At 61.6% G+C, this 15,185-nt stretch carries 15 protein-coding genes; 10 read left to right on the forward strand and 5 right to left on the reverse strand.

Going from position 1 to position 15,185, the window contains the following annotated elements:
• Positions 1-82 precede the first annotated feature (82 nt).
• Both HX868_RS14440 and HX868_RS14445 read left to right on the forward strand, forming a co-directional pair.
• Positions 83-793, forward strand: a complete 711-nt coding sequence (locus tag HX868_RS14440) for a response regulator (protein ID WP_177003331.1) — start codon at positions 83-85, stop codon at positions 791-793.
• The gene (locus tag HX868_RS14445; RefSeq protein ID WP_177003332.1) at positions 790-2,175 is read left to right on the forward strand and encodes an ATP-binding protein; all 1,386 of its coding nucleotides are present in this window, start codon (positions 790-792) and stop codon (positions 2,173-2,175) included. Before HX868_RS14440 ends, HX868_RS14445 begins: the two co-directional genes overlap by 4 nt.
• A 92-nt stretch (positions 2,176-2,267) precedes the next feature.
• On the opposite strand, the gene HX868_RS14450 is transcribed toward HX868_RS14445, so the two are convergent.
• Genes HX868_RS14450 through HX868_RS14465 form a run of 4 tightly spaced genes read right to left on the reverse strand, consistent with a single transcriptional unit; the run spans position 2,268 to position 3,940 of the window.
• A complete protein-coding gene (locus HX868_RS14450; protein WP_003189235.1) occupies positions 2,268-2,468 on the reverse strand; it encodes an SEC-C metal-binding domain-containing protein in 201 nt (66 codons plus the stop codon).
• Positions 2,465-2,947: an LEA/WHy family protein gene (locus HX868_RS14455; RefSeq protein ID WP_177003333.1), complete on the reverse strand. Its 483-nt coding sequence runs from the start codon at positions 2,945-2,947 to the stop codon at positions 2,465-2,467. The genes HX868_RS14450 and HX868_RS14455 overlap by 4 nt, the downstream gene beginning before the upstream one ends.
• A 20-nt stretch (positions 2,948-2,967) precedes the next feature.
• Complete coding sequence (locus HX868_RS14460) at positions 2,968-3,438, reverse strand: YchJ family protein (protein ID WP_177003334.1); 471 nt, start codon at positions 3,436-3,438, stop codon at positions 2,968-2,970.
• A 4-nt stretch (positions 3,439-3,442) separates the two neighbouring features.
• Positions 3,443-3,940: a DUF6231 family protein gene (locus HX868_RS14465; protein ID WP_177003335.1), complete on the reverse strand. Its 498-nt coding sequence runs from the start codon at positions 3,938-3,940 to the stop codon at positions 3,443-3,445.
• Positions 3,941-4,130: 190 nt separating this feature from the next.
• Here HX868_RS14465 and HX868_RS14470 point away from each other — a divergent pair, with 190 nt between their 5' ends.
• Positions 4,131-4,826, forward strand: coding sequence for a PA1041 family peptidoglycan-binding anchor lipoprotein (locus tag HX868_RS14470; RefSeq protein WP_177003336.1), 696 nt, complete (start codon positions 4,131-4,133; stop codon positions 4,824-4,826).
• Between the two features lie 160 nt (positions 4,827-4,986).
• Entirely contained in the window at positions 4,987-5,745 is a 759-nt protein-coding gene (locus HX868_RS14475; protein ID WP_016975050.1) for a hypothetical protein, read from the forward strand.
• A 142-nt stretch (positions 5,746-5,887) separates the two neighbouring features.
• On the opposite strand, the gene HX868_RS14480 is transcribed toward HX868_RS14475, so the two are convergent.
• On the reverse strand, positions 5,888-6,352 hold the full coding sequence (locus HX868_RS14480; protein ID WP_177003337.1) for a CopD family protein: 465 nt from the start codon (positions 6,350-6,352) through the stop codon (positions 5,888-5,890).
• A 99-nt stretch (positions 6,353-6,451) separates the two neighbouring features.
• Between HX868_RS14480 and dinG the strand changes: the two genes are divergently transcribed.
• The 6 genes from dinG to HX868_RS14510 all read left to right on the forward strand — a co-directional run bounded on the left by dinG (position 6,452) and on the right by HX868_RS14510 (position 14,915).
• Positions 6,452-8,596, forward strand: coding sequence for an ATP-dependent DNA helicase DinG (gene dinG, locus HX868_RS14485; RefSeq protein WP_016975052.1), 2,145 nt, complete (start codon positions 6,452-6,454; stop codon positions 8,594-8,596).
• A gap of 89 nt (positions 8,597-8,685) precedes the next feature.
• The gene (locus HX868_RS14490; RefSeq protein ID WP_177003338.1) at positions 8,686-10,983 is read left to right on the forward strand and encodes a beta-galactosidase; all 2,298 of its coding nucleotides are present in this window, start codon (positions 8,686-8,688) and stop codon (positions 10,981-10,983) included.
• Between the two features lie 82 nt (positions 10,984-11,065).
• Positions 11,066-12,211: a serine hydrolase gene (locus HX868_RS14495; RefSeq protein WP_177003339.1), complete on the forward strand. Its 1,146-nt coding sequence runs from the start codon at positions 11,066-11,068 to the stop codon at positions 12,209-12,211.
• 143 nt (positions 12,212-12,354) lie between these two features.
• A complete protein-coding gene (locus HX868_RS14500; RefSeq protein WP_177003340.1) occupies positions 12,355-13,506 on the forward strand; it encodes an OmpA family protein in 1,152 nt (383 codons plus the stop codon).
• 27 nt (positions 13,507-13,533) lie between these two features.
• On the forward strand, positions 13,534-14,181 hold the full coding sequence (gene pdxH / locus HX868_RS14505; RefSeq protein ID WP_016975056.1) for a pyridoxamine 5'-phosphate oxidase: 648 nt from the start codon (positions 13,534-13,536) through the stop codon (positions 14,179-14,181).
• 269 nt (positions 14,182-14,450) lie between these two features.
• Entirely contained in the window at positions 14,451-14,915 is a 465-nt protein-coding gene (locus HX868_RS14510; RefSeq protein WP_003189251.1) for an outer membrane lipoprotein, read from the forward strand.
• Positions 14,916-15,185 lie beyond the last annotated feature (270 nt).

Raw genomic sequence — 15,185 nt, forward strand, 5'->3', positions numbered from 1 at the left:
AACATTCCATTACATTTGCCTGCACGGCTGGCTGAACTTTCGGCTATTTGCTGCGTTTCATAGTTTTTCGGATTGACTGCCCATGGCCAAGCAAGACCACCTGCTGATCGTTGATGACGACCCGCAAATCCGCCAGTTGCTCTGCGACTACTTGAGCGACGCCGGCTTCCAGGTCTCCACGGCGGCCGACGGCAAGGAAATGCGCCGCCGCCTGGCGCTGAATGTCATCGACCTGATCGTCCTCGACCTGATGCTGCCCGGTGAAGACGGCCTGAGTCTGTGCCGCGAACTGCGGGTGAACTCCAACACGCCGGTGGTGATGCTCACGGCAAAAGGCTCGTTGATCGACCGCATCGTCGGCCTGGAAATCGGCGCCGACGATTACCTGCCCAAGCCGTTCGACCCGCGCGAACTGCTGGTGCGGATCAAGGTGGTGTTGCGCCGGGTGCAGAGCTTTCCCGACCGCGCGCGCCTGGATGAAGCGCCGAGCATCCGTTTCGCCGGCTGGCAGCTCGACACGCGGGCGCGGCAGTTGCTCTCGCCGGAGGGTGTGGTGGTCAGCCTGGGCAACTCCGATTACCGTGTGTTGCGCCTGCTGTTGCAGCACCCCAATCGCCCGCTGAGCCGCGACTTTTTGCTCAACCACGTGTTCGACAAGGACAGCACACCGTTCGACCGTTCCATCGACGTGTGCGTCAGCCGTCTGCGCTCGCAACTGCCGGCCACCCTGATCAAAACCGTGCGCAACGAAGGCTACATGCTCACCGCCGATGACGTGGTGCTGGAGTCGTGAGACTGCTGCCGCGTTCGTTGTTCGGGCGGCTGGTGCTGATTCTGGTCAGCGGCATGCTCGCGGCGCAGGCGCTGACCAGCAGCATCTGGTACGACCGTCGCCATGGGCAGGTGCTGGAAATCCCCGCGCGCTTGATCGCCACGCGCCTGGCGGACGTGGTGCGGCTGGTGCACAGCGATCCGCAACAGGCGGACCTGCTGATCAAGATGCTCGACACGCCGACCTTCCGCCTGACCCTCAGCGATCAGGCCAGCAATACACCCAGCACCTTGCACGACAGCGACCGTCCGACCGAACGGTTGATCAAGAAGGTGTTGTCGGAAAAAACCGGCTATGCCCAGACGCTGATCCTGTTGCGCCTGTCGTTGGTGGATGGCGAAGGGCAAACCGCCGGGCTGTCGACCTTGCTGGGTTCCAAACCGGTGGTGGGGCAGTTTCTGATCGACCTGCGCCTGCCCGACGGCCGCTGGTTGCAGGTGGATGCCAGCGAAGAACAGGGCTGGACCAGCACGTCACCGTTGGACCTGTTGTTCGATTACGTCATGCGCATTTATTTGCTGCGGGTGCTGGTATTGGTGCTGATCGCGTTGGTGGCGGTGCGCCTGGCGATCCGCCCGCTTAACGCGTTGGCCAAGGCGGCCGAAGCCCTGGGCCGGGATATCCAGCGTCCGCCGTTAGCAGTGGATGGCCCCACCGAAGTGCGCCGTGCCGCCCAGGCGTTCAATGCCATGCAACAGCGGCTGATCGCCAACATCGCCGAGCGCACGCGGTTTCTTGCGGCTATTTCCCACGACTTGCGTTCACCGATCACACGCTTGCGCCTGCGCACCGAGATGCTCGAGGACAACCGCACGAAGGAGCGTTTTCGCAGTGACCTGGAGGAAATGGAGCACATGGTCGCCAGCACTTTGGATTTTGTCAGCAGTGGCGAAATCAACGAGGCGCGGCAGAACATCGACATCAATGCGTTGTTGCAAAGCTTGCAGGCGGATCTGCAGGACGTGGGCGAACACGTGGTGATCGAAGGCCGGGCAAGACAGCCACTGCCAGGGTACGCCCGCAGCCTCAAGCGTTGTGTGCAGAACCTGCTGGAGAACGCGGTGCGCTATGGCAGTGAGGTGGTGGTGCGGGTCGTGGACCAGGCGGATAGCTTGAAGATCGTCATCAGCGACCGAGGGCCGGGGATTCCCCAGGCACAGCTGGAGCAGGTGATGGAGCCGTTTTATCGGGTGGAAGGCTCACGCAATGCCGAGACTGGCGGGTATGGCTTGGGGTTGAGCATCGCTCACACCATCGCCAAGGCGCATGACGGGCGATTGAGTTTGCGTAATCGGGAAGGTGGGGGGCTGGAAGTGGAGTTGCAGTTCCAACGCAGATCCTGATGTGAGAACACAACCTGTAGGAGCCGGCTTGCCGGCGATGGCGGTCTTGAGAACGTCATCGCCGGCAAGCCGGCTCCTACAGGGTCAGGGCATCAAGCCCCGTGGCACTTCTTGAATTTCTTCTCGCTGCCGCACGGGCAAGGATCATTGCGACCCACGTCCTTCAAGGCATTGCGCACCGGCTCCTGGTGAGCGTGGCCGCAGTTCGGGCCGTGGACATGGCCGTGGTCGTGATCATGGTGATCGTGATCGTGGTTGCAGTCAGGACCATGGACATGGGGTTGCTGAGTCATCGATGTCGCTCCGGAATAAAATCGCCGGGGATTATCTCGCCATTGTGGTTCACCTGCACGTCATAACCGATGAATAATCCGGTTTTCAGCTCACCTTCCAGGCGATAGGGCACCGGCTGGTCGGGATTTTTCAGCATTTGCACCACATCGCGGATCTGCGGCCAGAGGTTGGTGCGCACCGACACCCGGAAAAACTTATGACTGCGCGGCGGCACGGTGAGCCACTCATTGGACTCGCCCTCGGTCAGCACGAAGTCGCCCAGGGTTACCTTGTAAATCAAACCGCGCACAGTCAGGTCGGCGTCGTCGCGGTTGTCCACGCGAAAGTACAGCTTGAATTTCTGCTCCAGCAGCTTGGCGCGCACCACTTCGACTTTCACCAGCGACACGTGGGGCGGGGGTGAGTCGTCTTCAAACCACGACGCGCAGCCGCTCAAACCGAGGGTTAACGCCAGCATCAAGCTGTACATCCTAAGCATGGCGTTAATCCTTAGAGTTGTTAGAGGTAGCTGGAACAGCACTTCTTGAATTTCTGCCCGCTGCCACACAGGCAGGCATCGTTGCGCCCGGCCTTCACTTCTACCGTCGGGTCGATGAAGTACCAGCGCCCGTCATTCTGTACGAAAGAAGACTGCTCGCGGTGGCTATGTTCGCCGTTGCTGTCATGCCAGCGTGCGGTGAAGGTCACGAACGCGTGTTCCGGCTGGCCGCCGAACACCTCGGAGCTTTCTACCTCCAGGCCGAGCCAGGTGCTTTGGGCGCTCCAGGCGCCGATGGCATTTCGGTCCAGACCAGCCTGTTGCACGGGCAGGGTGGTAGCGACCAGATAGTCCACCAGGCCCAGCACATAGGCGCTGTAGCGCGAGCGCATCAACGCGGTGGCGCAGGGGGCCGGGTGCCCGGCGTGATAATGACCGCAGCAGGCATCCAGCAGGTTGCCACTGCCGCAGGGGCAAATGGATGTACTCATCGGGTTACCACCAATACTTTCCGAAGTTTTCCGGGTTGGCCCAGAAGCGGGCGTTGAGCCAGTCCGGCACTTGTTTATAGTCAAGCAGATCGTAGGTAAACAGCGTCAGAACCTGCTCATCGCGCTGGAAGCGCTCGCCGGCCTGCAGGGCCAGGGAGAAGAAGTCGGTGTCCTTCCAGTCGCAGGCGCCCAGGTCCACCAGCACTGCAATGCGGCTGGCATTCAGGTTGCGGATGCCGCCGAGCAAGGTCAGGCCTTGTGGTTTTGACAGGTGCTCCAGGCAGTCCACCACCAGCGCCAGGTCAAACCGCTGTGCGGCAAGCTCCGTGGGCAACGCGCCTGGCTGCGCGACGGACACTTGGGTATCCGGGTGGGCTTTTTGAAAAGCCTCCAGCGCCGGGAACTGGCTGGCGCCCAACAGCAACAGGCGTTTGGGCTGGTGCAGATCGAGCAAGGCGGCCAAGGCTTGCTGGGGCGTACGGGCAGAAATACCGGCGGTCATCAGAGATCCTCACATCAGGACCGTAGAGACTAGCGCGGCTGAGCGTTCGGGCCTAGAGCGGGCGGCTGTGAAAAGTCCTGAGAATGCGGCGATCCTCAATGAATACAGGGGCGCGGCGTAGTGGCGCAGATGAAAAGAGCCGTCTTTACTCCACCCATCGGCCCCCGCCGATCCCCTCAGGAGAAATCAGATGAGCATCATGCGGACAGCTCTACCCTTGGTTCTGCTAACCGGAGTATTGACAGGTTGCGCAGGTTTGCAAAAAACCGACTGGCCCACCTGCGCCGCCCTTGGCGGTGTGACCGGTGCGGCGATCGGTGCCACTGAAAGCTCGGCCTACGCCGGCGCGGGTGCGCTGCTGATCGGCGGCATGGCCGGCGCCTATTGCTGGGTACACGGCGATGGTGACGAAGACGGCGATGGTGTGCCGGACAGCCGTGACAAGTGCCCAGGCACGCCAAAAGGCGTGCAGGTGGATGCCAATGGTTGCCCACCCACACCGCCAGCGGCCGTGGTTGAGGAAGTCGTCGTGGTCAAGGAAGAAACCATCGTGATCCGCGATGTGCACTTCCAGTTCGACTCGGCCAAGCTGACGGCGGCGGACAAAACCAAGCTCGACACCATTGCCACGCGCTTGAAACAGGAAGCCCCGAGCGCCCAGTTGCGGGTCAGTGGCCACACCGACAGCGTCGGCAAAGACGCCTACAACCAGAAACTCTCGGAAAAACGCGCCCACTCGGTCACGGACTACCTGATCGGTGCCGGTGTGCCGAGCAGCAATTTTGTCTCGGTGACCGGCGCAGGTGAAAGCCATCCGGTCGCGGATAACAAAACCGCCGACGGCCGCGCCTTGAACCGTCGCACGGAAATCCAGATCAACCGCTGACGGCCCTTGCCCCTGTGGGATCCACAGGGGCATTGCTGCCAATCTTCCCCCTTTATCAACTTTTTTGATCCTTCACTGGCAAAGCGCCTGTGGAAGTCGTTACTGTGCGTCCAAAGAAAAACTAGAAATAATTTTTGAAAATTTTCAGGGGAGCTCCACGATGCGTAAGGTTTTACTGCTGGCCCTGTTGGTCAGCCCCGTTGCCCTGGCTCAAAGCGTCAGTGTGGAACCCAACTCATTGATGCGTCTGCCCAATAGCACCAGCGTGCTGCAACTGGAGCGTCTGGAAGTGGCGGACTACGGCACCTTGCTGATCCCCGCCAACATCAGCCAAGTCACGGTAGATGAACTGCACCTTGGCCGCGAAGCACGCATCGCCATTGTGCCCGGCAACACCGCGCTGCAATTGCAGGTGCGCCATGCGCAGTTGGACCACGGCAGCCAGATCACCTCGCGCGGCGCGCCCGGCACCCACGAAAAACCGGCCAAGGCCGGGCGTGACCTGACGTTGCGCATCAACTCATTGACGGCTGAAGAACTCTCGGTAGACGCCCGTGGCGGCGCTGGTGCACAGGGTTATTCCGGGTTGGACGGAGCCAATGGCGTGGATCCAGGCTGCACCTGGGGTTCGGCCGGTCGCGGTGCCAATGGTGATAACGGCGGTGATGGCTTGCCTGGCGCGTCCGGCGCGCAGGTGCGGGTCGAGTTGCCGCAGGACTTCCCGGCGCAGCAGATCAAGGTCTGGGTGGACGGTGGCCCCGGCGGTTTGGCCGGTACTGCTGGCAAACCGGGCAAGGGTGGCCAGTCCAAAGGCTGCCTGGTGTACCGCGCCGATGGTGGCGAGAAGGGCCGCCCAGGGTTGGAAGGGCAGCCGGGGCCGGCTGGGCCTGCGGGTACTGTGACCATTCAGCGGTTGTAGTGAGCGGGCTTGCCCCGCGCTGGGGGGCGAAGCCGCCCTAAAACCGTACGACCTGTTTCTCACTGCAAACACGCGGTGACTGGATTGGGGCGGCTTCGCCCCCAGCGCGGGGCAAGCCCGCTCACCACAACAAGCCCGCTCACTACAAAATCGGCCGAGCCGAAGCAATCGCCACCACCACCAACCCCACGATCAAATTGATCCCCACCAACCGGCGGATCTGCCCCAGCACCGCAGCACCCGCCGACCAATCCTCAGCCGCCACCGCCGTGCGCAACTCCGGGAATTTCAACGCTTGGATACGGATAAACAACGCCGTCATCACCAGGTACAACCCCATCATTACCTGCACATAACGCGGCGCCGTCTCAAACCCATTGAAGCGCAATTGCAGCAGGCCAATGCCGCTGATCGGCAAAATCGCCACCGCGACCCACACCCACACGAAAAAACGTTGAAACACATTCGCCCACAACCTGAGGCGGGCAGGGCCCTCAAGTGCCGCCACAGCGGCGGGGCGCAGGATCATCCAGGCGAAAAACATACCGCCGACCCATACCAGGGCGGCCAATACATGCAGGGTGTAAGCGAGGCTAAACGCGGTCATTGTGGTACTCCGTTCTGCGCGGGATTCATTAGCGGGGTATGATAGCCGCCGATCCGAACCACTGAAAATTTATCCAGCGTTTTTTGCGCCCGACTATCCATGATCAGCACTGAACTCAAAACCACGATCCAGGGCGCCTACTCGCGTTTTCTCGAAGCCAAGAGCTTGAAACCGCGCTATGGCCAACGCCTGATGATCGCCGAAGTGGCCAAGGTCCTCGGGGATATCGACACCGACGACGAAGGTCGCCGCGAGGGTGAGCCCGCGGTCGTGGCCGTCGAGGCCGGCACCGGTACCGGCAAGACCGTGGCCTACAGCCTGGCCGCGATCCCCACCGCCAAGGCCGCCGGCAAGCGCCTGGTGATCGCCACCGCCACCGTCGCCCTGCAAGAGCAGATTGTCTACAAAGACCTGCCTGACCTGATGCGCAACAGCGGCTTGAACTTCACGTTCGCCCTGGCCAAGGGCCGTGGCCGCTACATGTGCCTGTCCAAGCTCGACGTACTGCTACAGGAAGGCCACGCGCAAACCGCCACCGCGTCACTGTTCGAAGAAGAAGGCTTCAAGATCGAGGTGGATGAAGTCAGCCAGAAGCTGTTCACCAGCATGATCGAGAAACTGGCCGGCAATAAATGGGACGGCGACCGCGACAGCTGGCCCACCGCCCTGGAGGATTCCGACTGGGCGCGCCTGACCACCGACCACAGCCAGTGCACCAACCGTCATTGCCCCAACTTCGGCCAGTGCGCCTTCTACAAGGCCCGCGAAGGCATGGGCAAGGTCGACGTGATCGTCACCAACCACGACATGGTCCTGGCCGACCTGGCCCTGGGCGGCGGCGCCGTGCTGCCCGACCCGCGTGACACCCTATACGTTTTCGACGAAGGCCATCACCTTCCCGACAAGGCTATCGGCCACTTCGCCCACTACACGCGCCTGCGTTCCACTGCCGACTGGCTGGAAACCACCGCGAAGAACCTGACCAAGTTGCTGGCCCAGCACCCGCTGCCCGGTGACCTGGGCAAGCTGATCGAACAGGTGCCGGAGCTGGCGCGGGAGATCAAGACCCAGCAGCAATTCATGTTCAGTGCCTGCGAACAGGTGGCGGATTTCAAACCCGGTGAAGACGTCGAAGGCCGTGAGCGGCCGCGTCATCGATTCGTCGGCGGTTTGATTCCCGAGCACATGCGCGAAATGGGCATTGAGCTGAAGAAGGGCTTTTCACGCCTGACTGATCTGTTCACCCGCCTCACCGACCTGCTCAAAGAGGGCATGGACGGCGAGGTCAACATCGGCATCGCCAGCAACCAGGCCGAGGAATGGTACCCACTGTTCGGCAGCCTGTTGTCGCGTTCCCAGGGCAACTGGGAGTTGTGGACGGCCTTCACCGTTGAAGACCCGGAAGACAACCCGCCGATGGCGCGTTGGCTGACCCTGTCGGAAAGCGGTGCGCTGTTCGACATCGAGGTCAACGCCAGCCCGATCCTGGCGGCGGAAATGCTGCGCCGCAACCTATGGAACGTGGCTTACGGCTGCCTGGTTACCTCGGCCACGCTGACCGCCTTGGGCACCTTCGACCGCTTCCGCATGCGCGCCGGCCTGCCGAAAAAGGCCGTCACTGCGGTGGTGCCGAGCCCGTTCCATCATGCCGATGCCGGCGTGTTGCGGGTGCCGGACCTCAAGGCCGACCCACGGGATGCGGCGGCTCACACCGCCGCAATCATCCGTGACCTGCCGGAACTGGTAGAAGGTTCACGCGGTACGCTGGTGCTGTTCTCGTCGCGCAAACAGATGCAGGACGTGTTCGACGGCCTCGACCGTGACTGGCGCAAGCAGGTGTTTATCCAGGGCAACCTGTCCAAGCAGGAAACCCTCAACAAGCACAAGGCGCGGGTGGATGGCGGGGACTCCAGCGTGCTGTTCGGCCTGGCGAGCTTTGCCGAAGGGGTGGACTTGCCCGGCGCCTACTGTGAACACGTGGTGATCGCCAAGATCCCGTTCTCGGTGCCGGATGATCCGGTCGAGGCGGCGTTGGCCGAATGGATCGAAGCACGGGGCGGTAACCCGTTCATGGAGATCTCGGTGCCGGACGCTTCCTTGAAGCTGGTCCAGGCTTGCGGTCGCTTGCTGCGTACCGAAGAGGACCGAGGCACCATCACCTTGCTCGACCGCCGATTGGTCACCCAGCGCTATGGCAAGGCTATCCTGAATGCATTGCCGCCGTTCAGGCGCGAAATTTCTTAAGCCACCGTGGGCGGATTCGCCCACTTCGTGGTCTATCTCACTGTATTTCATCAGGCCATTCATCGGCCGTCTGGGAGAACCTTGCTCGTATGATTCGCACGCTGCCCGCCCTTTTTGCCCTGTTGTTCGCCGCGCCCTTGATGGCCGCGCCTGCCGGGCAACAGACCTTGTTCAACTTCGTCCGGCCCGCTGATGTGGTCAAGGTGGCGACCCAGGACGCCAGCCTGCCGCAGTACAACGCCGAGCAGACCCCCGAAGGCGAAGTGCTGCGCCGCATCACCTTCAACCCGGCGGCCGAACCGAGCCTGGTGCTCAGCCCGCAAACCGGCGCCTGGGACTGGTCCCAGTCGGGGGTCATGAGTTTGCGCATCCAGAGTGCGATGGATTGGGCGCTGACGCTCTACGTCAAGGTGCAGAGCAGCGACGGCCGTACCCTGGTCAGTCGCATCGACCTGCCGGCGGGCCCGGCGCAGACTCTGATGGTGCCGTTGCAGGCCAACTCGCCGTTGAGCCAGGGCATGAAGGCCGGCCCGCCGATGCCGATCACCCTAGACGGCCAGCGCGTCTTGCTGGCCAGCAGCGCGGGTGAAATCGACCGTAGCCAGGTGGTCTCGGTGACGCTGTCGATGATCAAGCCCAACGCCGCCCAAAGCATCCTGCTGGAGCGCTTTGGCGTGCAGGACAGCGAGCCGGTGCTGAAGGCTGCGTACAGCGAATTGGTGGATGCCTATGGTCAATCCACCCGTGCGCGCTGGCCGGAAAAAGTCAGCAGCGACGAACAACTCAAGGCCGCCGCTGCCAAGGAGCAACAGCAGCTCCAGGGCTGGCTGGCCACGCGAGAAAAATCCTCGTTGGATAAGTACGGTGGCTGGAACAAAGGTCCGGCGTTCGACGCCAGCGGGTTTTTCCGCACCGAAAAGCGCGATGGGCGCTGGTACCTGGTGACGCCGGAGGGGCATCCGTTTTATTCGCTGGGCGTCAATACCGTGGCCCCGGACAACAACCAGACCTACGTGTCCGGCCGTGAATGGATGTTCGCGGCGCTGCCCAAGGCCGGCGAACCGTTCGACAAGTATTACGGCAGCGGCGACAACCGCACCGGCAACGGCGCAGGTGAAGGCCGCAGCTTCGGCGCCGGGCGCTGGTACGATTTCTACAGCGCCAACCTGCAACGCACCTATGGCGGTGACGGGTTCGACCAGAAGCGCTGGACCACTCACACCCTCGACCGCCTGCAAGCCTGGGGTTTCAACACCGTGGGTAACTGGAGCGACGATGACCTGGCCCGTGCCGATCGCGTGCCCTACACCCTGCCGCTGTCGATCGTCGGCGACTACACCAGCATCAGCACCGGCACCGACTGGTGGGGCGGCATGCCCGATCCGTTCGACCCGCGCTTCGCCATGGCCACCGAGCGCGCCGTGGCCATCGCTGCCCGCGATCACCGTGATGATCCGTGGTTGATCGGCTTCTTTGCCGACAACGAGTTGGCCTGGGCCGGCCCAGGTGATGATCCTAAGTCCCGCTATGCCTTGGCCTACGGCACCTTGCGCATGACCACCGATGTCCCGGCCAAGCGCGCGTTCCTCAAGCAACTGCGCGACAAGTACCGTAACGAAGAAGGCCTGTCGAAAGCCTGGGGCATTGAATTGAAGGGCTGGGAGCTGATGGAAGATCCGGGCTTTGAGCCGCCGATGCCCAACCCCGAGCACCCGGAGATCGAAGCGGACTTCAAATACTTCCAGAAGACCTTTGCCGATGCTTACTTCAAGACCATTTCCGACTCGCTGAAGTGGCATGCACCCAACCAATTGCTGTTGGGCGGTCGTTTTGCGGTGAGCACGCCGGAAGCCGTGGCGTCCTGCGCCCAGTATTGCGATGTGCTGAGCTTCAACATGTACACCCTCAAGCCGCAGGACGGTTATGACTTCGCTGCCCTGCGTGCGCTGGACAAGCCGGTGCTGATCACCGAATTCAACTTTGGCTCGGCTGACCGTGGGCCGTTCTGGGGGGGAGTGACCCAACTGGCCAAGGAAGAGGACCGTGGTGTGGCGTACGGCAACTTCCTCAAGCAGGCCATGGCCGAGCCGTCGATTGTCGGTGTGCACTGGTTCCAATACCTGGATCAGCCGGCAACCGGGCGTCTGCTGGACGGCGAAAATGGCCACTTTGGCCTGGTGGGCATCACCGATGTGCCGTTCCAGGGTTTTGTCGACAGCGTGCGCAAAAGCAACCTGGCGGCCGTCGATCAACTGGGCAAGGCAGCGGAAAAGGCCAAGGCGGCGGGCTCCGTGCGTGAAAGCGAAGGCGGCAGGGCCGGGCACGAAGGCAAAGGCCCGGGGCAGGGCGCCGGGCATGCGGGCGGGCACTCAGGGAATGGTCATTGATTGAGGGCTGACGGGTTCACAAAACCCACCAGTACTGGAACAATGTCGGCCACTTTTTGCTGTGTTGTCCGAGGGTGTTCAGGTGCAGATCCAGGGTCATTACGAACTCCAGTTCGAAGCGGTACGTGAAGCCTTTGCCGCGTTGTTCGATGACCCGCAGGAGCGTGGTGCCGGGCTGTGTATCCAGATAGGCGGCGAAACCGTCGTCGACCTGTGGGCCGGCACCGCCGACAAGGACGGTGCCGAGGCTTGGCACAGTGACACCATCGTCAACCTGTTCTCCTGCACCAAGACCTTCACCGCTGTGACGGCCCTGCAATTGGTGGCCGAAGGCAAGTTGCAACTGGATGCACCCGTTGCCAACTACTGGCCCGAATTTGCAGCAGCGGGCAAAGAAACTATTACCCTGCGGCAGTTGCTCTGCCACCAGGCCGGGTTGCCGGCGATCCGCGAGATGCTTCCGACCGAGGCGCTGTACGACTGGCAACTGATGGTCGACACCCTCGCGGCCGAAGCCCCGTGGTGGACGCCCGGCCAAGGTCATGGCTACGAGGCGATCACCTACGGCTGGCTGGTGGGTGAATTGCTGCGTCGCGCCGATGGGCGTGGGCCGGGAGAATCCATCGTGGCGCGGGTTGCGCGGCCATTGGGGCTGGACTTCCATGTGGGCCTGGCGGATGAAGAGTTTTATCGCGTGGCACATATAGCGCGTAGCAAAGGCAATATGGGCGATGAAGCGGCACAGCGTTTACTGCAAGTAATGATGCGTGAACCTGCGGCCATGACGACGCGTGCTTTTGCTAATCCACCGTCTATTCTGACCAGCACTAACAAACCTGAATGGCGCCGTATGCAGCAGCCAGCGGCAAATGGTCACGGTAATGCACGCAGCCTGGCGGGCTTTTATAGCGGCTTATTGGACGGTAGTTTGCTCGAAGCCGACATGCTTGAACAATTGACGCGCGAACACAGTATCGGGCCGGATAAAACATTATTGACACAAACCCGTTTTGGCCTGGGTTGCATGTTGGACCAACCGCAGCTGCCCAATGCCACCTTCGGCCTTGGCCCGCGTGCATTCGGGCATCCCGGCGCAGGCGGCTCAGTAGGCTTTGCCGACCCAGAGCATGATGTAGCGTTTGGTTTCGTCACTAATACATTGGGCCCTTATGTACTTATGGACCCACGGGCACAGAAGTTGGTCGGAATATTGGCCGGTTGTCTGTAAACCCCTTGCTGTTTCACGTTTTTTTGTTACAAAGGCAACTATAAGAAGGCGCTGAACGAAATGATGTAACTTTAATGTTCTGTAAGCGTCTGTTTAACGGGTCATCCAGACCCCCGTTTCTTTTCTCATTTTGTGGATATCTCATGTTATCGAACAAGTCCTTGGCACTGGCGCTATGCCTCACTATTACCGGCTGCGCACAAACTCCACAAAATGATGCCGAGGGCGGGCATTGGTGGTCATTTGGATCTGATAAGGCCGCGACCAAGGACGCAGTGACCCAAACCGATGCCAAGCCGGAGGCTAAACCGGACGCCAAGCCCGCTGCCGGCGCCAAGCCTGCCGCCCCGGTAGCCGCCGCTGCCGCACCCGCCGCCAAGGCTGACACCGGCTCCAGCTGGTGGCCGTTCTCTTCCAAGACTGCCGACGAAAAGGCCGCCGATGCCAAGGCCGACCTGAAAGCCGACCTCAAGGCCGCCGAGCCCGCACCTGCCGCCACTCCAGCCGTCGCCAAGAACGACACCGAAACCAAATGGTGGTGGCCGTTCGAAAGCAAACCCAAGCCATTGGCCAAGGTCGACGTGACCAACGTGCCGATGCCTGACCCGAAAATCACTCAGGCCTGGCTGGATGACTATGAGCCACGCCTGCGCGCCGCCATCAAGGACAGCAACCTGCAACTGGAACGTCGTGACAACGTGCTCGTCGTGATCGCGCCGGTAGACGGTTCCTACAACCCGAAACGCCCAGCCATGTTGCTGCCGGTCACCCTGGGTCCGTTCACCCGCGTCGCCAAGGCCGTTGAAGCCGATCCGAAGACCGCCGTACTGGTACTGGGTCACGTCGACGCAACGGGCACCGCCCCAGCCAGCCAGGTACTGACCAAGGAACGTGCACAATCCATCGCCTCGATCTTCAGCCTCAGCGGCCTGAAGCAGGATCGTCTGATGCTGCGTGGCATGGGCGACCTGATGCCACGTGCTGCCAACGACAGCAACCAGGGCCGTGCCCTGAACCGTCGTATGGAGATCATGTTCACTCAGCGCACCACCATGCTGGCGCTGTTGAGCAAATACCAGTCGGGCAAGACCCCGCCTGTCGCCGAGATGGTTGCAGTGCAGGACGTTCCGGCCCCGGCCCCAGCGGCCAAAGCCGCCGCTAAAAAGGCGCCAGCCGCCAAGAAAGCCGCCGCCAAGCCAGCCGCTAAAAAGGCCCCGGCCAAGCCCGCAGCCAAAAAGCCAGCGCCAGCCAAAGCCAAGGCTGCTGCACCGGCCAACGACCAGGCGAAAAACTGATCCGCTGAACCAGAAGGATAAAGCCGCATGACCCAGGCACTGGCCGATATGCGCCGTGACTACACACGGGATGGTTTGAGCGAGGCCCAGGCCCCGGGCGAGCCGTTTGCCTTGTTCCACCAGTGGTTTGCTGACGCGGTGAAAACCGAGCAGCCACCGGTGGAAGCCAATGCCATGACTTTGGCCACCGTCGACCAGGACGGTCGCCCGCACTGCCGCATCCTGTTGCTCAAGGGCCTGGACGCGCAGGGTTTTACCTTCTTCACCAACTATCAGAGTGCCAAGGGCCAGCAGCTCGCGGCGCGGCCGTTTGCGGCCATGACCTTCTTCTGGCCGACCCTGGAGCGTCAAGTGCGCATCGAAGGGCGGGTGGTGAAGGTCACGGCTGAAGAGTCGGACGCTTATTATCAGGTCCGCCCCCTGGGCAGCCGCTTAGGCGCCTGGGCGTCTCCGCAGAGCCAGGTCATTCGTGATCGCGAGGAACTGCACGACCTGCTCAAGGCCACCGAGCAGCGTTTCAGCGACACCCAGCCCGACTGCCCCGAGCATTGGGGTGGCTACCGCTTGCTGCCGGAGCGCATCGAGTTCTGGCAAGGTCGTGCCAGCCGCTTGCACGACCGTCTGAACTATCGCCTGCAAGAGGGCGATTGGACCCGCGAGCGCCTGGCGCCCTGAGCGGCACCTTTCGTCACTTCATCTGAATGTTGCCCATCACGCTGAAGTCTCTATACCAGAGGCTTCGGGCGTGTAGTGCTGCGCCGTGTTCCTGGCGATTGTCGCGACTACAATCAAAGTAATCCTTGAAGGTAACGCTACCGTTCGTCGATTTTTCTGGTGCGGGCAGTCTGTACTGAGGCTGAATGAAAGCAATTTTCTGCGGTGCTTGCCGTGACAGGCGGCAAGCTGCGGCGTCTAATGAACACCTGTCCTTTGGAGTTGATGCTATGCGTAAGTCCGTTTTACTGGTTGCCTGCTTTACCACCCTGTCGTTGCTGCTGGGTGGCTGCGCCTCGAGTCTGACCGGCGACTCGTACTCCCGTGACGAAGCGCGTCGTGTACAGACCGTGCGCATGGGGACCATCGAATCCCTGCGTCCGGTGAAAATCGAAGGCACCAAGACCCCAATCGGCGGCGCTGCCGGTGCCGTCATCGGCGGCGTTGGCGGCAGTGCCATCGGCGGCGGCCGTGGCAGCATCGTGACCGCCGTGATCGGTGCTGTTGCTGGCGGCCTGTTGGGTTCGGCCACCGAAGAAGGCCTGACCCGCACTCAAGGCGTGGAAATCACCGTTCGCGAAGACGACGGCAGCATGCGCGCCTACGTGCAGGCCGTGCAGGAGAATGAAATCTTCCGCATTGGTGACCGCGTGCGCATCATGACCGTTGATGGCACCAGCCGCGTTACTCGGTAAGCGCTGGTTGTAGAAACACAAAACCCCAACCGGGTGACTGGTTGGGGTTTTTGGTTTTATGGGCGGCGGCCAGGTTAAAAGCAAAAAACGCAGGCAATAAAAAATCGCCTTAGTAGCGCGGTTTTTTATTGCATACCCAACTATCGGCTGGGGATGCGACTCAAAGATGCATTGACCTGCATCCAAAGGCCACGTGTTCCGGTAAGTGTGCTGGAGGTAGGCCCAACGTAATGGGCCGAGTATGTCGAAGTTTGCACGACCTGTGGCGAG

Origin of the sequence: Pseudomonas reactans, from assembly GCF_013385825.1 — a bacterium.
In the GTDB taxonomy this organism is placed as follows: Bacteria; Pseudomonadota; Gammaproteobacteria; order Pseudomonadales; family Pseudomonadaceae; genus Aquipseudomonas; species Aquipseudomonas reactans.